The 21,213-nt window shown below is 69.9% G+C and carries 22 protein-coding genes; 16 read left to right on the top strand and 6 right to left on the bottom strand.

The window, feature by feature from the left end; translation table 11 throughout:
- Positions 1-24: 24 nt before the first annotated feature.
- From B8W67_RS06175 to B8W67_RS06155, 5 genes are all read left to right on the top strand, one after another.
- Positions 25-915 (top strand): dihydrodipicolinate synthase family protein, encoded by an 891-nt coding sequence (locus tag B8W67_RS06175; protein ID WP_085302972.1) that lies wholly within the window; start codon positions 25-27, stop codon positions 913-915.
- A gap of 525 nt (positions 916-1,440) precedes the next feature.
- Positions 1,441-1,752 (top strand): PE family protein, encoded by a 312-nt coding sequence (locus B8W67_RS06170; protein WP_069392838.1) that lies wholly within the window; start codon positions 1,441-1,443, stop codon positions 1,750-1,752.
- Between the two features lie 7 nt (positions 1,753-1,759).
- Positions 1,760-2,986, top strand: a complete 1,227-nt coding sequence (locus tag B8W67_RS06165; protein WP_085302970.1) for a PPE family protein — start codon at positions 1,760-1,762, stop codon at positions 2,984-2,986.
- Positions 2,987-3,062: 76 nt separating this feature from the next.
- Positions 3,063-3,359, top strand: a complete 297-nt coding sequence (locus tag B8W67_RS06160) for a WXG100 family type VII secretion target (protein WP_069393961.1) — start codon at positions 3,063-3,065, stop codon at positions 3,357-3,359.
- 10 nt (positions 3,360-3,369) lie between these two features.
- Positions 3,370-3,654 (top strand): WXG100 family type VII secretion target, encoded by a 285-nt coding sequence (locus B8W67_RS06155; protein WP_085303064.1) that lies wholly within the window; start codon positions 3,370-3,372, stop codon positions 3,652-3,654.
- A gap of 109 nt (positions 3,655-3,763) precedes the next feature.
- On the opposite strand, the gene ypfJ is transcribed toward B8W67_RS06155, so the two are convergent.
- Positions 3,764-4,642, bottom strand: a complete 879-nt coding sequence (gene ypfJ / locus B8W67_RS06150) for a KPN_02809 family neutral zinc metallopeptidase (protein WP_085302968.1) — start codon at positions 4,640-4,642, stop codon at positions 3,764-3,766.
- 93 nt (positions 4,643-4,735) lie between these two features.
- Positions 4,736-5,245, bottom strand: coding sequence for an SRPBCC family protein (locus tag B8W67_RS06145; protein WP_085302966.1), 510 nt, complete (start codon positions 5,243-5,245; stop codon positions 4,736-4,738).
- Between the two features lie 142 nt (positions 5,246-5,387).
- Here B8W67_RS06145 and aspS point away from each other — a divergent pair, with 142 nt between their 5' ends.
- Positions 5,388-7,157 carry an aspartate--tRNA ligase gene (gene aspS, locus B8W67_RS06140; RefSeq protein ID WP_085302964.1) on the top strand — a complete coding sequence of 590 codons (1,770 nt, stop codon included), beginning with the start codon at positions 5,388-5,390 and terminating at the stop codon, positions 7,155-7,157.
- A 51-nt stretch (positions 7,158-7,208) separates the two neighbouring features.
- Here aspS and B8W67_RS06135 read toward each other — a convergent pair whose 3' ends face one another.
- Both B8W67_RS06135 and B8W67_RS06130 read right to left on the bottom strand, forming a co-directional pair.
- On the bottom strand, positions 7,209-7,586 hold the full coding sequence (locus B8W67_RS06135; RefSeq protein ID WP_085302962.1) for an MmcQ/YjbR family DNA-binding protein: 378 nt from the start codon (positions 7,584-7,586) through the stop codon (positions 7,209-7,211).
- An 80-nt stretch (positions 7,587-7,666) separates the two neighbouring features.
- Entirely contained in the window at positions 7,667-8,779 is a 1,113-nt protein-coding gene (locus B8W67_RS06130) for an ESX-1 system-associated protein (RefSeq protein ID WP_085302960.1), read from the bottom strand.
- Between the two features lie 68 nt (positions 8,780-8,847).
- On the opposite strand from B8W67_RS06130, the gene B8W67_RS06125 reads away from it, so the two are divergent.
- Genes B8W67_RS06125 through B8W67_RS06115 form a run of 3 tightly spaced genes read left to right on the top strand, consistent with a single transcriptional unit; the run spans position 8,848 to position 11,450 of the window.
- On the top strand, positions 8,848-9,690 hold the full coding sequence (locus B8W67_RS06125) for a DUF3097 domain-containing protein (RefSeq protein WP_085302958.1): 843 nt from the start codon (positions 8,848-8,850) through the stop codon (positions 9,688-9,690).
- A gap of 22 nt (positions 9,691-9,712) precedes the next feature.
- On the top strand, positions 9,713-10,072 hold the full coding sequence (locus B8W67_RS06120; protein WP_109561722.1) for a TM2 domain-containing protein: 360 nt from the start codon (positions 9,713-9,715) through the stop codon (positions 10,070-10,072).
- Positions 10,073-10,100: 28 nt separating this feature from the next.
- Entirely contained in the window at positions 10,101-11,450 is a 1,350-nt protein-coding gene (locus B8W67_RS06115; protein ID WP_174254730.1) for a replication-associated recombination protein A, read from the top strand.
- Here B8W67_RS06115 and B8W67_RS06110 read toward each other — a convergent pair.
- Complete coding sequence (locus B8W67_RS06110) at positions 11,447-12,919, bottom strand: HNH endonuclease signature motif containing protein (RefSeq protein WP_085302954.1); 1,473 nt, start codon at positions 12,917-12,919, stop codon at positions 11,447-11,449. The genes B8W67_RS06115 and B8W67_RS06110 overlap by 4 nt on opposite strands.
- Positions 12,920-12,958: 39 nt before the next feature.
- On the bottom strand, positions 12,959-13,582 hold the full coding sequence (locus B8W67_RS06105; RefSeq protein WP_085302952.1) for a hypothetical protein: 624 nt from the start codon (positions 13,580-13,582) through the stop codon (positions 12,959-12,961).
- 127 nt (positions 13,583-13,709) lie between these two features.
- Here B8W67_RS06105 and B8W67_RS06100 point away from each other — a divergent pair, with 127 nt between their 5' ends.
- The 7 genes from B8W67_RS06100 to aroC all read left to right on the top strand — a co-directional run bounded on the left by B8W67_RS06100 (position 13,710) and on the right by aroC (position 21,213).
- Positions 13,710-14,111, top strand: coding sequence for a secondary thiamine-phosphate synthase enzyme YjbQ (locus tag B8W67_RS06100; protein WP_085302950.1), 402 nt, complete (start codon positions 13,710-13,712; stop codon positions 14,109-14,111).
- 123 nt (positions 14,112-14,234) lie between these two features.
- Entirely contained in the window at positions 14,235-16,928 is a 2,694-nt protein-coding gene (gene alaS, locus B8W67_RS06095) for an alanine--tRNA ligase (protein ID WP_085302949.1), read from the top strand.
- 4 nt (positions 16,929-16,932) lie between these two features.
- Positions 16,933-17,448 carry a Holliday junction resolvase RuvX gene (ruvX, locus tag B8W67_RS06090; RefSeq protein ID WP_085302947.1) on the top strand — a complete coding sequence of 172 codons (516 nt, stop codon included), beginning with the start codon at positions 16,933-16,935 and terminating at the stop codon, positions 17,446-17,448.
- Positions 17,441-18,682 (top strand): endolytic transglycosylase MltG, encoded by a 1,242-nt coding sequence (locus tag B8W67_RS06085; protein WP_085302945.1) that lies wholly within the window; start codon positions 17,441-17,443, stop codon positions 18,680-18,682. The genes ruvX and B8W67_RS06085 overlap by 8 nt, the downstream gene beginning before the upstream one ends.
- On the top strand, positions 18,660-19,490 hold the full coding sequence (locus B8W67_RS06080) for a shikimate dehydrogenase (protein ID WP_085302943.1): 831 nt from the start codon (positions 18,660-18,662) through the stop codon (positions 19,488-19,490). Before B8W67_RS06085 ends, B8W67_RS06080 begins: the two co-directional genes overlap by 23 nt.
- 10 nt (positions 19,491-19,500) lie before the next feature.
- Positions 19,501-19,953, top strand: a complete 453-nt coding sequence (locus tag B8W67_RS06075; protein ID WP_234806675.1) for an A24 family peptidase — start codon at positions 19,501-19,503, stop codon at positions 19,951-19,953.
- 48 nt (positions 19,954-20,001) lie between these two features.
- Positions 20,002-21,213, top strand: a complete 1,212-nt coding sequence (gene aroC / locus B8W67_RS06070) for a chorismate synthase (RefSeq protein ID WP_085303059.1) — start codon at positions 20,002-20,004, stop codon at positions 21,211-21,213.

Raw genomic sequence — 21,213 nt, 5'->3', positions numbered from 1 at the left:
CCCGCTACCCCGAGGAGCCCGCCCATGGTCGACACCCGCGTCGCCCCCGCCATCGAGGGCGTCATCGCCTATCCCGTCACCCCGTTCGACGACAGCGGCGTGGACACCGCGGCGCTGGCGGCGATGATCACTCGTCTGGTGGCCGCGGGGGTTCAGGCGATCGCGCCGCTGGGCAGCACCGGGGAACTGGCGTATCTCAGCGAGACGGAATTCGACGCGGTCATCGACACCACCGTCGCCGCCGTCGACGGCGCGGTCCCGGTGCTCGCCGGGGTGTCGGATCTGACCACGGCCAACACCGTGCGCCGCGCCCGCTACGCCCAGCGCGCCGCCGTCGACGCGGTGCAGGTGATCCCGGTGTCGTACTGGAAGCTCTCCGAGCGTGAAATCGTCGAGCACTATCGGGCGGTCTCCGATGCGATCGACCTGCCGATCATGGCGTACAACAATCCGGCGACCGCCGGAGTGGACATGAGCCCGGCGTTGCTGGTGTCGATGTTCCGCGACATCGACCACGTCACGATGGTCAAGGAGTCCACCGGTGACCTCGCCCGGATGCAGGCCCTCGCCGACCTCAGCGACGGCGCCCTGCCGTTCTACAACGGCAGCAACCCGCTGGTTCTCGACGCCCTGCGGGCCGGTGCGACGGGGTGGTGCACCGCCGCACCGAATCTGGCGGCCCAGCCGTGCCTGGACCTGGTGGCCGCGGTGCGGGCGGGGGAGCAGGAGCAGGCTCAGCGCCTCTACGACGGGCTCAAGCCGCTGCTGGAGTTCATTGTCGCCGGGGGGCTGGCCACCACGATCAAAGCGGGCCTGGAGATGCTCGGCGTGCCTGCCGGCGTGCCCCGTCGCCCCCTGCTGCCGCTGGACGAAGCCGGCCGTGCGGAGCTGAAATCCCTGATTAGCGCAGTCTGATCCGCTATATCGAGGCCGTTATTGACGAAAATGTCAGCGAATACCCAGGGTAGGTTGAGTTATTTTTTAACTAAGCGGACAAAAATTCGACGCGTCCTGTCTCTCATCAATGTCTCAGCATCAACCAATGTCAACTTGAGAGGGTCCATCCTGGTGGGCCGTAATTATTGCAGGCGACAATTCGGGCGACCGAATCGTCGCCTGCGTAAGTTTCTTTGGTTGATCTCAGGTAACTGTCATGATGGCCGGTTCGGCGACGGGCCCGCTGCCAAAGCCGTTGGAGACCTGCGGCTTTCGGGGGGTTTCGGATGCCGGTGCGGACGTGTACCGTCGCGGCCTACGTTCGATGCCGTTTGGACATCGGACGGACACATTTCGTTAAGCTCTGTGGCGGTCGGGGTGGCGTGGATCACTATCCATACGGCATAATCGATACGCGGCGGCGCGAAACGAGCCCTGGTGGTCCCGGGGGTTGGGGCGCCGGGGTCCACCAGTGTCACCTGCACTCACAAGGGGGCTGAATAGATGTATGTAAAGACCGAGCCGGCGATGTTGCTGTCGGCAGCCGGCAGCCTGGAATCGATCGGCGCTGGGATGAACGCGGGCAATGCCGCCGCCGCGGCACCGACCACCGGTGTGGTGCCCGCGGCCGCCGACGAGGTGTCCGCACTCACCGCGGCGCAGTTCGCCGCGCACGGCCAGCTCTACCAGGCCATCGCCGCGCAGGCGGCGGCCATCCACGAGTCGTTCGTCAACACGCTGCGCACCAACGCCGCCGCGTACGACGGGGCGGAGGCGGCCAACGCCGCCGCGTCCACGCTGGGTGGATTGACCTAGGTCGGCCATGGCGCTATTTGAGTTCTATCCACCGGAGATCAACTCGCTGCTGATCACCCTCGGGCCCGGATCGGCGCCGCTGCTGGAGGCCTCGGAGGCCTGGGCGGGGTTGACCCAGGAGTTGGAGACCGCCGCCACCGGCTTCGGATCCACCCTCGCCGGCCTGACGGGCGGGTGGCACGGCCCGTCGTCGGCGACGGTGCAGGCCAAACTGGAGCCGCATGTGGCGTGGTTGCACGAAACCGCCGCGAAGACGGCGGCCCTGGCCGCCCAGGCCGCCGCGCACGTCGGTTTCTTCGAGCAGGCGCGGTCTTCGATGGTGCCGCTGGAGGCGGTCATCGCCAACCGCACGTTGTGCATGCAGCTGATCGCGTCCAACATTCTCGGCCAGAACACCCCGGCGATCATGGCGTGTGAGGCGCTCTACGACATCATGTGGGCCGATGACGTCATGGTCATGTCGACCTTCGACGCGTCATCGAAGGCGGAGCAGCCGCAGGCGATGTTCAGAACGACGGAGGGGCCGTCAGATGCCGGCCTCTCGGCGGCGTCTCTGCCGGGTCCGGGGGCTGCGGGTGACGCGATCGCCGGAGGACTGACCCAAATCGGCAGCGCCCTTGAGCCCCTCACCGCGTTCTGGGCACCGATCGGGACGGCGTTGTCGGGGTTTGAGAAGATCCCGGTCCTGGGTGCCTTCGCCGACCTCAGCCTGACCTCTCCCGGCAGCTTGTCCAGCGCCTCCGAACTGGTCAACGTTCCGATGCGCCTCGGCTCGGCGCCGATGAGCATGCTGATGTCGCTGACCCGTGCCGGTGGGACATCCGGCTCCGGGCTCGGCAATCTCACCGGGGGCCTCGCCAACGGTGCGACAAACCCGCTGCTCGACGCGATCAGCGAGATGGTCAACGGCAAGCTGCAGACTATGACCAGCGGGCTGACCAGCCAGCTGTCCAACTGGGGCAGCCAGATCGGTCAGCAGGTCAGCGCGCAGTTGGCCAACGCCTCGCGGGTCGGCGGGCTGTCGGTGCCCGACGGCGCCATCCAGACCATCACCCGCGCGCTGCCGGTCCCGCCGGCCACCACTGTCCCGGCGGTGCCGACGGTGCAGGCGGGCATGCCGGGCGGACCGTTCGCGCAGGCCATGATGGGGGCCCTCGCCGGACGGGGATTCGGAGGCCTGGGCAACGTTGCCAAGGCCGGCGTCAAGGCCGCCACCGCGGCCAAGGGCGGCTAACCGGGAGGGGGACGCGATTAGCAGCCACCCGAGAAAACACACCACTGACGAACTGATTGTGTAAGGAGAGGCGATTATGGCTTCGCGTTTTATGACTGATCCGCAGTTGATGCGGGATATGGCTGGGCGGTTTGAGGTGCATGCTCAGACTGTGGAGGATGAGGCTCGGCGGATGTGGGCGTCGTCGCAGAGTATTTCTGGGGCGGGGTGGACCGGTATTGCCGAGCGGACGTCGTTGGACACGATGGGGCAGATGCAGACGGCGTTTCGCAACATTGTGGACATGTTGCATGGGGTGCGTGACGGGTTGGTGCGTGACGCGAATGTGTATGAGCAGCAGGAAGCTGCGGCCCAGTCGAGTTTGAGCAGTTAGGGGTTGTGTGATGACGATTAATTACCAGTTTGGTGATGTCAATGCTCATGGGGCGTTGATCAAGGCGCAGGCGGCGTCGTTGGAGGCTGAGCATCAGGCGATTATTCGGGATGTGTTGGCTGCCGGTGATTTTTGGGGTGGTGCTGGTTCGGCGTCGTGCCAGGAGTTCATTGCTCAGTTGGGGCGGAATTTCCAGGTGATTTACGAGCAGGCGGCCACGCACGGTGCGAAGGTGCAAAACGCCGGGAACAACATGGCTTCCACCGACTCGGCGGTCGGCTCCAGCTGGCTCTAACGGCCCGTGAGGGGGGTCGCTACCACCCCGCGGTTCGACGTAAATGTCCCCCGGCACACGGTGTTCGGGGGACATTTACGTTGCGGTCTGCGTCTGCTCAACGCACCGGTTAACCCAGGTCGCGGGCGGCGAAGGTGTCGCACTTGTTCGGGTCGCCGGTCTGGTAGCCGACGGTGAACCAGTGCTGGCGCTGCTCGGAGGAGCCGTGCGTCCACGCCTCCGGGTCGACCCGCCCGGTCATGGTCTTCTGAATCCGATCGTCGCCGACCGATGCCGCCGCCGACAGCGCGTCGGCGATGTCGCGGTCACTCAACGGCTCCAGGAACGGCTTGCCGGTGCTCTCCTGCTGGGTCACCGAGGCGTAGTGCGCCCACACCCCGGCGTAGCAATCGGCCTGCAACTCGGTGCGCACCCCGGAACCGGTGGCGCCCTGCGCGCCGCTCTGGGCCCGCCCGAGCACCCCGAGCAGGTTCTGCACATGGTGGCCGTACTCGTGGGCGACCACGTACTCCTGCGCCAATGCGCCACTGCTGGAACCGAACTGATCGACGAGGACATCGAAGAAGTCGGTGTCGAAGTAGGCGGTCTTGTCGGCCGGACAGTAGAACGGGCCGACCTCACTGGTGGCCGTGCCGCAGCCGGTGTTGACCTGGCCGCTGAACAGCCGCATGTTCGGGGCGGTGTAGCCCGACAGCAACTGCGTCCACACTGCGTCCACCGAGTTTCCGGTGGCCACCACCCGGCACTGGACGTATTTGTTGGCGTCCGCTCCGGTGCGGCATTTGCCCAGGTCGAATTGCGGCACGGTCTCCTGGGGGGCCGGTGCCTGCTGGGAGATCACCTCGCCCGGGTCGACTCCGAAGAACATCGCGACGATCATGATGAGCAGTCCCAGGCCGCCGGCCCCGCCGCCGAGGGCGATCCCGCGGCCGCGACCGGTCGACCTCACCTTGCTGGTGTCGATCTGCACGCCCTCGTTGAAGGTCATCGCACACTCCGTCGCTCATCGGGGTCGCTCATCGCGCTCGGCCGCTCCCAGCTTCGCATATCGCCGCCGCGCGGCACACGGGTTGGCGGAGTTCTACACGGTGGCGAAACGCTGGTCGGTGTAGCGGCGCAGTCGGCGCAGAAACCGGCCCAGCATCCACTGCACCACCGGACGTCCCAGCCACAGTCCCAGCCGGGCCGGGCCCAGCGGCTCGATGGCCATCGTCCACGTCAGACGGCAGCCCTCGGCGGTGGGTGCTACCCGGTAGTCCTCGGCGAAGGCGCGCAGCGTGCGCGTCGAGGCCTCGTTGAACCGGAACGCCAGGTAGGTGTGCGGCTCCCAGGCGATGAACTCCTCGTAGCCGACGATGCCGCGCATCGTCACGGTGCGGGTGGTGCCCACCCCGTACGGCTGCGGACTGGTCCAGGTGACGTCGGTGATCACCGACGCCCACTGCGGCCACGAGTCGGCGTCGGCGAGGACCTCGAACAGCTGCTCGGGGGTGATCGCCAACTCGACGGTGTTGGCGAAACGGTACGGGGCGGTCTCGATGAAACCGGTGTCGACCCGCTGGCAGGGGTGCTTCTTGCGGGACAGGGCCATCTGCAATCCTCCGGTTCGGCGGAACTCCCAGGAACCCCCAGCCCATCACACACCGTGGTGGGGCGCCACACCGGCACACCGGGTGCTGCGGGCGCGGCTTTAGACTGGGCAGTCGTTTCCCACTGCCCGATGAGGAGTAGCCGTGCTGCGCAGTCACGACGCCGGTTCGTTGCGGTCCGCCGACGCCGGACGCCAGGTCACGTTGGCCGGCTGGGTGGCGCGCCGCCGCGATCACGGCGGGGTCATCTTCATCGACCTGCGCGACGCGTCCGGGGTCGCCCAGGTCGTCTTCCACGACGAGGCCGTACTCGCCGAGGCGCACCGGCTGCGCGCCGAGTTCTGCGTCGCGGTCACCGGGGTGGTGCAGATCCGTCCCGAGGGCAACGCCAACCCGGAGATCGCGACCGGTGACATCGAGATCAACGCCACCGAGCTGACCGTGCTCGCCGAGTGCGCGCCGCTGCCCTTTCAGCTCGATGAGGAACCGGGGGAGGAGACGCGGCTGCGCTACCGCTATCTGGATCTGCGTCGCGACGGTCCGGCCGCGGCGATCCGGCTGCGCTCCAAGGCCAACGCGGCCGCGCGCGGCGTGCTGGCTGCCCACGACTTCATCGAGATCGAAACACCGACGATGACCCGCTCCACCCCCGAGGGGGCGCGGGACTTCCTGGTGCCCGCCCGGCTGCGGCCGGGCACCTTCTACGCCCTGCCGCAGAGCCCGCAGCTGTTCAAGCAACTGCTGATGGTCGCCGGCATGGAGCGCTACTACCAGATCGCCCGCTGCTACCGCGACGAGGATTTCCGCGCCGACCGCCAGCCGGAGTTCACCCAGCTGGACCTGGAGATGAGCTTCGTCGACGCCGAGGACGTCATCGCGATCGCCGAGGAGATCGTGGCCGCGGTGTGGGCGCTGATCGGCTACGAGGTGCCGCGCCCGCTGCCGCGGCTGAGCTACGCCGAGGCGATGCGCCGGTTCGGCACCGACAAACCCGACCTGCGGTTCGGGCTGGAACTCGTCGAATGCACCGAGTTCTTCGCCGACACGCCGTTTCGGGTGTTCCAGGCGCCGTACGTCGGTGCGGTGGTCATGCCCGGCGGGGCGTCTCAGCCGCGACGCACCCTCGACGGCTGGCAGGAGTGGGCCAAACAGCGTGGCGCCAAGGGGCTGGCCTACGTGCTGATCGGGGAGGACGGCACCCTGTCGGGCCCGGTGGCCAAAAACCTCTCCGAGACCGAGCGCGCCGGGCTGGCCGATCACGTGGGGGCCGCCCCGGGCGACTGCGTGTTCTTCGCCGCGGGCGCACCGAAGGTCTCCCGGGCTCTGCTGGGCGCGGCCCGAGTCGAGATCGCCGCCCGCCAAGACCTCATCGACGCGGACGCCTGGGCGTTCACCTGGGTCGTCGACCCGCCGCTGTTCGAACCGGCCGACGAAGCCGCGGCCGCCGGTGACGTGGCCGTCGGTTCGGGGGCGTGGACCGCGGTGCATCACGCGTTCACCGCACCCAAATCAGCGACGGCGCAAGCCATCACCGCCGACCCGGGTTCGGTGCTCGCCGATGCCTACGACATTGTGTGCAACGGCAACGAGATCGGCGGCGGCTCGATCCGCATCCACCGCCGCGACATCCAGGAGCAGGTGTTCACCGTCATGGGCATCGACTCGGAGGCAGCGGCGGAGAAATTCGGATTCCTGTTGGACGCCTTCACTTTCGGGGCGCCACCGCACGGGGGACTGGCGTTCGGCTGGGACCGCATCATGGCGCTACTCGCCGGCGCCGAGTCGATCCGTGAAGTGATCGCGTTCCCGAAATCCGGTGGTGGCGTCGACCCGCTCACCGATGCGCCCGCGCCTATCACCGCCGCGCAGCGCAAAGAATCCGGCATCGACGCCAAACCGCGCGCGCAGGCTTAACACCCCCGCCGCCAGCACCGCATCCGGTCGCGCCGTTAGCGGCTGCGGGAGTTACGCGCGGCGGGCCAGGTATTCGCGCGCCACCGCCCGCGGTGCGTGCACCAGCCATGCGTCGAACACCAGGTCAGCCAGGGAGCCACGGTCGATGTCGGCCAGCCACACCAGCACCACCGGGTACCCGGCCAGATGTGCGGTGGTGAAATACCGCTGCGGGTGCGCCGCGATCAGTGCCGCGGCGGCCGACTCGCCGCGCACCCGCACCGCCAGGACATCGGGGTCGCCGCTGACCTGCAGGGCGCGGCGTTCGGGAAGGCGCAGCGGCCGCTGCCAGGCGACCAGCTTTCCACCGACCCGCCACTCGTGTGGCCTGTGCTCGGCGGTGAGCGGAAGCGCTTGCATCAGGCGGGCCACATCGTCCCAGGTGCCCACCTTTCCGATTGTGCCCGCAAAACACCCCGCCCGGTACCGAACGGGGGGCTATGCGTCTATGCCCGGCAGGTTGCAGTGGTTCAGGCGCCGCTGATCGTGCAGGCACCGTCCACCAGCGCCGAGGTGTAGGCCGCGGCGTTCGCCAGATGCTGATCGGCGGGCGTGTAGGTGGGCACGGCGGCCACGAACGCCCGCTGGTACTGCGCGATCAACGTCGCGAAATCCTGCAGGGTGGCGTTGCCGCTCTGGTGGCCCAGTTGCTCGATCGTGTTGGCCTGGTTGCTCAACACCTGCGCCGCGGCGACGTTGACGGCCTTCTGCGCCGGGTTCCACAGGATCGCCGCGATGTTGGGGTCGAGCTTTTGCCACTCGGTGGTCTTGGCCATGTAGTCCTGCAGCGCGGCGTGCCAGTCGTGGCAGACCGGGTTGGTGCTGGCCAGAAACGGCACCGGGTTGGTGGGATCGGCAGGGGTGGCGGTCAACTGCGGCGGGTCCAGGGCGGGTACCAGCGGGCCCCGCGACGCCGCCGACCCGTCGTTGATGGCCCCGCAGATCGACGCCAGCGCGGATGCAGCGCTGTTGGCGGCCTCGGCGAGGTTGTTGTCGGCCGGCACATACTGCGGCACCCGCTCCGCGTAGGCCCGGCCGTAGGCGATGAACTGTTCGTAGAGTTCGCGCATCACCCGGTGCGGGGTGAGTTTGGCCAGCCCGACGCTCTGTGCGGCGGCGCTGCGCAGCACCGCGGCGGCCCCCATGTGCATCTGCTGTTGCTCAGGGGTCCAGTCCGACGCCGGGATGCTGCGATCGCGGTCGTTCCATTTGCCTTCCCCGGCGGAGGCCAAGGTGTCGTTGATCGGCATCCACGGTTTGCAGGTGGGGTCATCGACGATCACGCTGACCGGACCGTCATCGCCGGCGCTGGCGATATCGGATGATTTCGGTGGGGTCGTCTTGCCGGCGTCACCGGCTTCGGGGTTGCCGCCGAACACCACCGCCGCGGCGGCCGCCGTGGCGACGACCGCCAGGAACGTCACCAGGCCCAGGGCCCATTTGAGACTGTTATCGCGCTTCGGTGGTCCGGAATCCCCCCCGCGGGACTCGGCGTCGTCATCGAGGTCCTCGTCGTCGTCGAAGTCGTCGTCGTCGTCGAAGTCGTCGTCTTCGTCGTCGCCGAAATCGTAGTTTTCGAACACAATCGAGCAGCCTAGAGCGAATGTCGCTCGCCGGGGAAACTATCGCCACGCCCGTAGGATTGGGCGCCGTGGAAGACCGCTACGGATCTGACGTGTTGGCCCGCAATCCCCACCGCGCCCGCAAACCCCGCTCCGTCGAGCAACCGGTCGAAGTCGGGATGGTCGTCGAGGACGCCGAGACCGGCTATGTGGGTGCGGTGGTGCGGGTGGAGTACGGCCGCATGCAACTGGAGGACCGGCACGGACGCACCCGCGCCTTCCCGGTGGGCCCGGGGTATCTGATCGACGGCAAACCGGTCATTTTGACCGCGCCGCGTCGCGCCCCGGCCGCCCGCCCGGCGCGCACCGCATCCGGGTCGGTGGCGGTGCCCGGTGAGCGCGCCAAGGTCGCGTCGGCCAGCCGGATCTATGTCGAGGGCCGCCACGACGCCGAACTCGTCGAACAGGTGTGGGGCGACGACCTGCGGATCGAAGGCGTGGTGGTCGAACACCTCGGCGGGGTCGACGACCTCGTCGCCATCGTGGCGGATTTCCAACCGGGGCCGACCCGTCGACTCGGGGTGCTCGTCGATCACCTGGTCGCCGGCTCCAAAGAGGCCCGGTTGGCCGAGCAGGTGCGCCGCGGTCCCGGCGGTGAGCACACCCTGGTGGTGGGCCATCCCTACGTCGACATCTGGCAGGCGGTCAAACCCGAGCGTCTCGGGATGGCGGCGTGGCCACAGATTCCGCGCACCGTCGAATGGAAGAAGGGGATCTGTCAGGCGTTGGGCTGGCCGCACGCCACCCAGGCCGACATCGCCGCCGCGTGGCGACGGATCCGGGGGCGGGTACGTGACTGGACCGACCTGGAGCCGGCGTTGATCGGCCGGGTGGAGGAGTTGATCGACTTCGTGACCGCGCCGCAGCCGTAGCGCAGTCGGTACGTTGGAGGATGTGAGCACACCAGAGCCGTTCGCGCCCGAGCCCGGTCAGCCCTCCTACCCGCCGCCGGGCCAGTACCCGCCGGGGGCGTATCCACCGGCGGGGTATCCCCCCTACGGGACGCACTACGGCGTCGCCCCCGACGGCCAGCCGTACTCCGAGAAGAGCAAGATCGCCGCGGGTCTGCTGCAGATCTTTCTGGGCGCATTCGGGATCGGCCGGTTCTACCTGGGGTATGTCGGGATCGGCATCGCCCAGATCATCGTCACCGTGATCACGTTTGGGTTCGGCGCCATCTGGGGCTTCATCGACGGGATCCTGATCCTGGTGGGCAACGTCCGCGATCCGCAGGGGCGCCCGCTGCGCGATTGACCCGGCGGCGCCGCGTCGCCGCCGTGGTATGCCTGAGACCGTGACCGACAGCCTGTTCGACGTGCCCGACCCGGCGGGTGATGCCGGGGCAGGGCCCCCGACGCCACCGCCGAACGAGCCGCTGGCGGTGCGGATGCGCCCGGCGGGACTCGACGAGGTTGTCGGGCAGGATCACCTGCTGCAGCCCGGCTCCCCGCTGCGCCGCCTGGTCGACGGGTCGGGGGCCGCCTCGGTCATCCTCTACGGACCACCCGGGACCGGCAAGACCACCCTGGCGTCGCTGATCTCCGGGGCGACCGGACGCCGCTTCGAGGCGCTCTCGGCGCTGTCGGCGGGGGTCAAGGAGGTGCGGGCCGTCATCGACACGGCCCGGCGCAGCGCCGTGCACGGCCGGCAGACCGTTCTGTTCATCGACGAGGTGCACCGGTTCTCCAAGACCCAGCAGGATGCGTTGCTGTCGGCGGTGGAGAACCGGGTGGTGCTGCTGGTGGCGGCGACGACGGAAAACCCGTCGTTCTCGGTGGTGGCGCCGCTGCTGTCGCGGTCGCTGATCTTGCAGCTGCGCCCGCTCACCGCCGACGGGGTGCGCACCGTCATCGAACGCGCTGTCGAGGACCCGCGGGGACTGGCCGGCGCGGTCACGGTGACCCCCGAGGCCCTGGAGTTGTTGGTGCGGCTCTCCGCCGGGGACGCCCGGCGTGCCCTGACCGGCCTGGAGGTCGCCGCCGAGGCGGGACCGCAGATCACGGTGGACATCGTGGAGCAGTCACTCGATGAGGCGGCCATCCGCTATGACCGTGACGGCGACCAGCACTACGACGTGGTCAGCGCGTTCATCAAATCGGTGCGCGGCTCCGACGTCGACGCCGCGTTGCACTATTTGGCGCGGATGCTGGTGGCGGGGGAGGACCCGCGGTTCATCGCGCGGCGGCTGATGATCCTGGCCAGCGAGGACATCGGCCTGGCCGATCCGACCGCCCTGCCCACCGCGGTCGCCGCCGCGCAGACGGTAGCGCTGATCGGGATGCCCGAAGCCCAGCTCACCCTGGCGCACGCCACCGTGCACCTTGCCACGGCGCCGAAGTCCAACGCGGTGACCACCGCGCTGGGTCAGGCCATGGCCGACGTCAAAGCCGGCAAGGCCGGGCTGGTGCCGCCGCACCTGCGCGACGGCCACTACACGGGCGCCGCGGCGCTGGGGCACGCCCAGGGCTACAAATACTCCCACGACGACCCCGACGGTGTGGTGGCCCAGCAGTATCCCCCCGACGAGCTGGTGGGCGTGGACTACTACCGGCCCACCGGGCGCGGCGCAGAACGCGACATCGCTGGGCGGCTGGGCCGGCTGCGCGCGATCATCCGCCGCGCCCGCGGCTAGAACGGTGGTGGTTCGTCGTTGGCCACCAGCCAGGCGTGCCGTTCGCGGTGTTCGGCGGCGAGACGTTCCTCGTTGAGCCGTCGCTCGTGGGCGATCCGGGCGCGGTGCTGTTGGGCCCGGGTTCGTTTGCGTGCCGGCATCATCGCGGTGCGACCCGGCCGGGGTGCCGGCACCGCTGGAAGGCACAGCGGCGCCGTGGGTGTCGCCAAGGCCGGAAAGAACAGTGCACCATGCGGTTTGGTGCGGTGGGTGACTCCGCTCGGTGCGGTCCAAATGACGGTGCCGTCGGGGAGTTGCCGATCCGACCACCCGCCGGCGCCGGTGTAGAAGGTTTTCAGAAGATGGTGAACCACGCAGAGCAATTTGCAGTTCGATGCGTGGGTGGGACCGACCGGCCAGGGCACGGTGTGATCGATCTGGCAGGCGGTTGCCGGTGCCTCGCAGCCGGGAAACCGGCAGGTCAGATCGCGTAGCCGGACGAATTCGGTCAGGGCCGCCGAGGGGCGATAACCCTTTTCGGGCTCGGTGGCCGGGGACCGGACCGGCTTGATCGTGGCGCGGCGGGCCAACTGCTGCAACACCGGCACCGGAATCGGGCCGTATCCGGGCAGATATCCCGGCTTGGCGGCGCCGGTGCCCAGCGACTTCTGATCGGCCACGACGTGGATCACGACGTCGGTGCCGACGCGGCGCTGAGCGGCCGGACACTGCGGCGATCCGCACTCGCAACGCAGGACCTCAGCACCGGCGGCCAGCGCGCCGAGCGCGTCGGCGCGGCGCTGCCTGGCGGTGCGTGGATCGTCGCGGCAGACGGTGGCGGCCACCGCGTCGAGTTTCTGGTCGAGCGCGGCCCCGTCGGTGGCGTGCAGCTGCGCCCACACCCCGGCCATGCCTGATTCCACCGGGTTGATCTCGACGTAGCGCTCATCGACGCCGTTGCCCGGCACCCGTCGACCGGCCGGGTCGAATCGGGTGATCCACATGTCGATGCGCTCGGCGAGCTTCGGCTGGGAGAAGCGCTTCCACTTGTGTGCATGCCGGGCGATGCAGGCATCGATCGTCGCGACGAGTTCGTCGTCGCTGACCAGTTCGGTGCGGTACACGATCGCCGCCATCATCCGAAAGTCGATGTCGCCGCGCGCGAAGACCTGCGCGACCTGCGGTAGCCGTTCCCGCAGGGTGATCGCATAGCCGAGGCGGGCGCGGGCACGACCCCGGCTGATCCCCAGGGCGGCGGAGACCTCCGCGACGACGTTCTCGTGCCCGTCGATCGCCCAGTTCACCCGCTCGACGTCGTCCTCGGGGGCCCGACGCTTATACAACTCACCGATCGCCGCCAGTTCCCGCGCGCACGCCATGCTCTGTTCGCGTGCCGCCACGGTGATCGCGGCCGTCAGCGCCCAGTCATCGAGACCGGCGAACGGCGCGGCGGGATCCGCACCCGGCGCCGCCACCTTCGTATCGAACATACGTTCGATTGTAGCGGGCGGGTCGGACAATCCCGGGGGCTAGCCGACCAGTTCGGGAACCCGCAGGTGAGCCAGCGCCAACTCGAACTCGCCGACGTCGACCTGGGTGGCCCCCAACATCCGCAGCAGATCGGCGCGCAGGGTCGTGGCCTCGTCGCGGGTGCGGTCCATCGCCTCGCGGCTTTCGAAACTCGAGCACGACACCGCCAACCCGGAGCGCCGATCCACCAGCAGGCTGGAACTGCAGAACCCGTCGAGACCGTCCATCGCCGGCAGCGCGGCATCGCGGTAGTTGCCCACCCAGCGGTCGAGCTGGTCGGGATCGGCCTTGGCCCAGGTGCAGCGCGCGACCGCGCCGCCGCGGGTCAGTCGCCCACGGTGCAGCACCTTGATCTGCCACTCCGCGACCCGGGTGTCGCCACCGAACAGCGACGCCGCCGAGTTACGGATCGGCGCCACCCAGTGTTCACTGGCCCGCATCAGATCGTGGTCCAGCCAGGAGCTGGTGACGATGCACCGCCCGGAGCGCCGGTCGGCCAGCATCGACAACCCGATATAGCCGTCGAGGCCCTGCATGACCGGCATCACGCGATCGCGCAGGTGCGCAACACCGTCGTCGATCCGGGAGGGGTGGGCGAAAATAGTGGTGGAACGTGCGTACATGGCCCTACTCCTTCAGGAGTTCAAGGCAGCACCCCCGGCGGTGCCGCCGGTCTGTGTCCATTGTCCCCCGTCCAGCCTGCGGATTCAACCGTCGTCCCGTGCCCGGACGGGCCGATAGGCTGGGCGGATGGATTCCGATGTGCTCGAGGTGGACACCGCCACGCGCCGCATCGTGGACCTCACCGACGCGGTCCGCGGGTTCTGCGCCGGCCGCCGCGACGGGCTGTGCAACGTGTTCGTCCCGCACGCGACGGCGGGGGTGGCGATCATCGAGACCGGGGCCGGCTCCGACGCCGACCTCGTCGACACCCTCGAGCGGCTGCTGCCGCGCGACGACCGGTACCGCCACGCCCACGGCAGCCCCGGCCACGGTGCCGACCATGTGCTGCCGGCCCTGGTCGCGCCGTCGGTGACGGTGCCGGTCGGCGCCGGTGAGCCGTTGTTGGGCATCTGGCAGAGCATCGTGCTGGTGGACCTGAACCGGGACAACCCCCGCCGGTCGGTGCGGTTGAGCTTTCTGGCCGGTTGACCGCGGCACCGGCGGGGCTCGCCGGTGCGGCAGCCGGCCCGGGCCCCCCGGTACTGTGGTGCGGTCGAATCCAGCAGAAATGGGATCCCCACACGGTGATCCGGCAGTAAGGACAGCGTCAACGTGCAGACTCACGAGATCAGGAAACGGTTCCTCGATCATTTCGTGCGGGCCGGGCACACCGAGGTGCCGAGCGCCTCGGTGATTCTCGACGACCCCAACCTGCTGTTCGTCAACGCCGGCATGGTGCAGTTCGTGCCGTACTTCCTGGGGCAGCGCACCCCGCCGTACGCCACCGCCACCAGCATCCAGAAATGCATCCGCACCCCCGACATCGATGAGGTGGGGATCACCACCCGGCACAACACCTTCTTTCAGATGGCCGGCAACTTCTCGTTCGGCGACTACTTCAAGCGCGAAGCGATCACCCTGGCCTGGACTCTGCTGACCAACGGCGTCGACGACGGCGGCTACGGGCTCGATCCCGAACGGATCTGGGCGACGGTCTATCTCGACGACGACGAGGCGGCCGGGTTGTGGCAGGAGATCGCCGGGCTGCCGACCGAGCGCATCCAGCGCCGCGGCATGGCCGACAACTACTGGTCGATGGGGATCCCCGGGCCCTGCGGCCCGTCCTCGGAGATCTACTTCGACCGCGGCCCCGAGTACGGCGTCGGCGGCGGCCCGATCGCCAACGAGGACCGCTACATCGAGGTCTGGAACCTCGTGTTCATGCAGAACGAACGCGGGGAGGGCCACGGCAAAGAGGACTTCGAGATCCTCGGACCGCTGCCCCGCAAGAACATCGACACCGGGATGGGCGTGGAGCGCATCGCGGTGCTGCTCCAAGGCGTGCACAACGTCTACGAGACCGATCTGCTGCGCCCGGTGATCGACACCGTCGCCGCGGTCGCCGCCCGGCCCTACGGCGAACACGGCACCCCCGCGGACGACGTGCGCTACCGGATCATCGCCGATCATTCGCGCACCGCGGCCATCCTCATCGCCGATGGGGTCAGCCCCGGCAACGACGGCCGCGGCTACGTGCTGCGCCGGTTGCTGCGCCGGGTGATCCGGTCGGCGAAACTGCTGGGCATCGACACGCCGATCGTCGCCGAGCTGATGACCACCGTCCGCGACGCGATGGGCCCGTCCTACCCCGAGCTGGTCACCGACTTCGCTCGGATCAGCCGCATCGCGGTCGCTGAGGAGACCGCGTTCAACCGGACCCTGGCGTCGGGCTCGAAGCTCTTCGCCGACGCCGCGGCGGGCACCAAATCGGCTGGCACCACGGTGCTCTCCGGTGCCGACGCGTTCACCCTGCACGACACCTACGGGTTCCCGATCGAGTTGACCCTGGAGATGGCGGCCGAGGCGGGCCTGTCGGTCGACGAGGCCGGTTTCCGCGAGCTCATGGCCGAGCAGCGGGCCCGGGCAAAGGCCGACGCGGCGGCGCGCAAACACGCCCACGCCGACCTCAGCGCTTACCGCGAGCTGGTCGACGCCGGCCCGACAGAGTTCACCGGGTTCGACGAATTATCCTCCGAGGCAACCATTCTCGGAATTTTCGTTGACGGTCAACGCGTGCCGGTGGTGTCCCACGCCGACGCCGTCACCGCCGACCGCATGGAACTGGTGCTCGACCGCACGCCGCTGTACGCCGAGTCCGGTGGCCAGATCGCCGACACCGGCACCATCAGCGGCGCCGCCGGCGGTGTGGCCAAGGCCGCGGTCACCGACGTGCAGAAGATCGCCCACACCCTGTTCGTGCACCGCGTCAGCGTGGAATCCGGCGAGTTCGTCGAGGGTGACACCGTGGTCGCCGCCGTCGACCCGCAGTGGCGCAAAGGCGCCACCCAGGGCCACTCGGGAACCCACATGGTGCATGCGGCGCTGCGGGAGGTGCTCGGGCCGAACGCGGTGCAGGCCGGCTCGCTGAACCGCCCCGGCTACCTGCGGTTCGACTTCAACTGGCAGGGTCCGCTCACCGACGATCAGCGTCGCCGGGTCGAAGAGGTCACCAACGAGGCCGTGCAGGCCGACTTCCCGGTGCACACCTTCATCGAGGACCTGGAGAAGGCCAAGTCGATGGGCGCGATGGCCATGTTCGGGGAGCGCTACCCCGAACAGGTGCGGGTCGTGGAGATCGGCGGACCGTTCTCCCTGGAACTGTGCGGCGGCACCCACGTCGGCAACTCGGCGCAGATCGGGCCGGTCACGATCCTGGGGGAGTCGTCGGTGGGCTCCGGGGTGCGCCGCGTGGAGGCCTACGTCGGGTTGGACTCCTACCGGCACCTGGCCAAGGAACGGGCCCTGATGGCGGGGCTGGCCGCCTCGCTGAAGGTTCCGTCTGAGGAAGTACCGGCCCGGGTGGCCGGGCTGGTGGAGCGGCTCAAGGCCGCCGAGAAGGAGCTGGACCGGGCCCGGTTGGCCGGCGCACGCGCCGCGGCGGTCAATGCGGCCGCGGACGCCGAACAGATCGGTAGAGTCCGACTGGTGGCACAACGACTGCCCGGCCCGATGAACGGCGGCGACCTGCGTTCGCTGGCCGGCGATATCCGCGGCAAGCTGGGGTCCGACCCGGCGGTGGTGGTGCTGATCGCCGAGGGCGAGGGCACCAGCGTGCCGTTCGTGGTCTCCGCCAACAGTGCCGCCCAGGACGCCGGACTGGCCGCCAACGACCTGGTCACCGCTGTCGCGGCCGCCGTCGACGGGCGTGGCGGCGGCAAGGCCGACCAGGCGCAGGGGTCGGGTAAGAACCCGGCCGGTATCGACGCCGCCCTGGCAGCGGTCCGCGCCGAGATCGCCCGGGGCTGACCGCGTGATCGCCACCGACGAACGTCGCCCCGACCGCCCCGGACCCGACGACCCGGGCCGTGGCCGCCGGATCGGCGTCGACGTCGGAACCGTCCGTATCGGGGTCGCCGTCAGCGACCCCGACGGCATCCTGGCGACCCCCGTGGAAACGGTGCGCCGCCAGCGCGGCGACACCCATCTGCGCCGGCTGATGGAGTTGATCACCGAGGCCGACGCCGTCGAGGTCATCGTCGGGCTGCCGCGCACCCTGGCCGACCGGGTCGGAACCTCTGCCCGCGACGCCATCGACGTCGCCGACCGGCTTGCCGCGGCGCTGGCCCGCCAGGGCCACCCGGCCCGGGTGCGGCTGGCCGACGAGCGACTCACCACCGTCGGGGCCCAACGCTCACTGCGGCAGGCCGGGATGCGCGCCAAACAGCAGCGCTCGGTCATCGACCAGGCCGCCGCCGTGGCGATCCTGCAGGGCTGGCTGGACGCCCGCCGGGCCGCGGCGACGGACGGGAGTCCCGAGCATGGCTGACACCGGCCGCCCCCGTGCCAAACCGGTCGCGGTGGGCCCGCCGCGCCACCGCCTGCCGCGCAGAGGGCGTGCCACCGCCGAGAAGAGCGGCCGGCGCCGGCGCATCACCGGCTGGATCGTCGGTGGCCTGCTGACCGTCATCGTGCTCGCGCTGGTGGTGCTGGGCGCGAAGCTGTGGGATGCGCTGCCCGGCCACGACGCGGACTACACCGGCGACGGGGAACGCGACGTGGTCATCGAGGTGCACGACGGCGACACCACCACCGCGGTCGGCCAGACCCTGCACGACTTCGGGGTCGTCGCCACCGTGCGCGCCTTCGTCGACGCCGCCCACGGCAACAGCGGCATCTCGGCGATCCAGCCCGGCTTCTACCGGATGCGCACCGTCATCCCGGCCGCCACCGCGGTGTCCAAACTCACCGACCCCAACAACCGGGTCGGTCGACTGGTGATCCCGGAGGGCCGCCAACTCGACGACACCGTCGACATGAAGACCGAGGAGGTCACCGCCGGGATCTTCAGCCTGATCTCGCAGGCCAGTTGCGTGGAGCTCAACGGCGTCGAACACTGCGTCACGGTGGAGGACCTGCGGGCCGCCGCCAGCACCGAACCACCGACCGGCCTGTCGGTGCCGCCGTGGGCGGCGCTGCCGGTGACCCAGATGGGCCGCGACCACCGGCGTATCGAAGGGCTGATCGTCCCGGGCAGCTGGAACGTCGACCCGTCGGCGTCGGCGACGACGATCCTGTCGACCTTGATCGCCGACAGTGCCCGGATGTACACCGGGTTCGGGCTGCCCCGCTCCGCCGACTCCCTGGCGATGTCGCCCTACGACGTGTTGACCGTCGCCTCGCTGGTGCAGCGCGAAACCAAACCGGAGGACTTCCCCAAGGTGGCCCGGGTGATCTACAACCGGCTGCACCAGCACCGCAAACTCGAGTTCGACTCCACCGTCAACTACCGGCTGGACCGCCAGGAGGTCGCCACCACCGACGCCGACCGGGCCAAACGCACCCCGTGGAACACCTACATGGCCGAGGGGCTGCCGGCGACCCCGATCTGCTCGCCGGGCGACGAGGCGTTGCAGGCCGCCGAACATCCCGCCGAGGGCAACTGGCTGTTCTTCGTCACCGTCGACCTGGAGGGCACCACGCTGTTCACCGACGACTACCAGCAGCACCTGGCCAACATCGAAAAAGCCAAGAACAACGGTGTCCTCGACAGCGTCCGGTGACACCGCGCCCCGCAAGGCCGGGGTGCTCGGATCCCCGATCGCGCATTCGCGCTCCCCGCAACTGCACCTAGCGGCCTACCGGGCGTTGGGGCTCGACTCGTGGACCTATGAGCGCATCGACTGCGACGCCGAGCGGCTGCCGGTCCTGGTCACCGGCCTGGACCGGCAGTGGGTGGGGCTGTCGGTGACCATGCCCGGCAAATTCGCCGCGCTGGCCGTCGCCGAGGATCGCTCGCAGCGGGCCGCGCTGCTCGGGTCGGCCAACACCCTGGTGCGCACCGACAGCGGATGGTGGGCGGATAACACCGACGTCGACGGGGTGGCCGGAGCGCTGGGCGCCGTCGACCCCGGCCCGGCGGTGGTGGTCGGCTCGGGGGGAACCGCCCCGGCCGCGGTGCTGGCGTTGGCCCAGGGTGGGGCGACGTCGATCACCGTCGTGGCGCGCAACCCCGCCAAGGCCGCCCGCCTGGTGGACCTGGCCCACGGCAGCGGGGTGACGGCACGGTTCTGCGCCCTCGACGACCCGGCGCTGCCGGCGGTCACCGCCGATGCCGCGGTCCTGGTCAGCACCGTGCCCGCCGACGTGGCCGCCGGGTACGCCCGGACGCTGGCGCGCACACCGGTGGTGCTCGACGCGATCTACGATCCGTGGCCGACCCCGCTGGCCAGCGCGGTCGACGCCGCCGGCGGGACGGCGATCAGCGGCCTGCAGATGCTGCTGCACCAGGCGTTCACCCAGGTGGAGCTGTTCACCGGGCGGCCGGCCCCGCGTGCGGCGATGACTTGCGCGCTCACCGCCGCGGACTAGCGTTGCCGCTGTGGGGGCCGGCGCTGGACACCCGGTCGCGCCGCTGGTGGTGAGCCTGGCGACGGTGGCGTGGCTGACGGTGCTCTGCGGCCACGACCTGCGTCACCGCCGACTTCCCAACACCTTGACCCTGCCCGGCGCGGCGGCGCTCCTCGCGGCGGCGACGGTGGCGGGCCACGGCGCGGCGGCACTGGCCGGGGCGCTGACACTGGCCGGGATCTATCTGGCGGTGCACCTGGTCGCCCCGGCCGCACTCGGCGCCGGGGACGTCAAGCTTGCCCTGGGGGTGGGAGCGTGGACCGGCTGGTTCGGCGCCCCGGTCTGGGCGCTTGCGGCGCTGGGCGCACCGCTGCTGACCGCGGTGGTGGCCCTGGTCGCCGGGTGCCGCGGGGCGCACGCCATCCCGCACGGCCCGTCGCTGGGGTTGGCCGGCGCCGCCGCAGTCGCGTTGGCGCTGCTGTGAGCGTCCACGGTTTCCGTGCCGCGGCACGGTCATGGGAAGATGGGACGCGTGTTGCGTTGGACCACTGCCGGTGAATCCCACGGCCGCGCGTTGGTGGCCGTGGTGGAGGGCATGGTCGCCGGTGTGGCGGTGACCGGCGACGACATCGCCACCCAGCTGGCCCGCCGCCGCCTCGGCTACGGCCGGGGCGCCCGCATGAAGTTTGAGCAAGACCAGGTCAGCGTGCTCGCCGGGGTGCGCCACGGGCTGACCCTCGGGGGCCCGATCGCGGTGGAGATCGGCAACACCGAGTGGCCGAAGTGGGAGGCGGTGATGTCGCCGGATCCGGTCGACCCCGCCCAGCTGGAGGTGGCGCGCAACGCGCCGCTGACCCGGCCGCGGCCCGGCCACGCCGACTACGCCGGGATGCTCAAATACGGCTTCGACGACGCACGCCCGGTGCTCGAGCGTGCCAGCGCGCGCGAGACCGCCGCCCGGGTGGCCGCCGGCACCGTCGCGCGGGCGTTCCTGCGCCAGGCCCTCGGTGTGGAGGTGCTCTCCCACGTGGTCGCGATCGGCGCATCGGAGCCCTACGACGGCCCGCCGCCGCTGCCGCAGGATCTGTCCGGCATCGACGCCAGCCCGGTGCGCGCGTTCGACGCGCAGGCCGAGCAGGCGATGATCGCCGAGATCGAAGCGGCCAAGGCCGACGGGGATACCCTCGGCGGGGTGGTCGAAGTGGTGGCCAGCGGGCTGCCGATCGGACTGGGCTCGTTCACCAGCGGCGACAACCGGCTCGATGCGCAGCTGGCCGCCGCGGTGATGGGCATCCAGGCGATCAAGGGGGTGGAGATCGGCGACGGCTTCGCCACCGCCCGCCGCCGCGGCAGCGCCGCCCACGACGAGATGTATCCCGGCGCCGACGGGGTGCGCCGATCCACCAATCGGGCCGGCGGCCTGGAGGGCGGCATGACCAACGGCCAGCCGGTGCGGGTCCGTGCGGCGATGAAACCGATCTCCACGGTGCCGCGGGCGTTGGCCACCGTCGACATGGCCACCGGCGACGAGGCGGTCGCCATCCACCAACGCTCCGACGTCTGCGCGGTACCGGCCGCCGGGGTGGTCGCCGAGACCATGGTCGCGTTGGTGCTCGCCCGTGCCGCCCTGCAGAAATTCGGCGGGGACTCCCTGGCCGAGACCCGGCGCAACATCGACGCCTACCTGCGCGGCGTGGCCGAGCAGGAACCCGGCGCGCCGGGAACGCAGCAGGAGACGGGGTAG

Source organism: Mycolicibacillus koreensis (assembly GCF_002104795.1).
GTDB lineage: Bacteria > Actinomycetota > Actinomycetes > Mycobacteriales > Mycobacteriaceae > Mycobacterium > Mycobacterium koreense.
The sequence above is the reverse complement of the archived record's forward strand: the minus strand, read 5'-3'. Positions and strand labels throughout refer to the sequence as shown.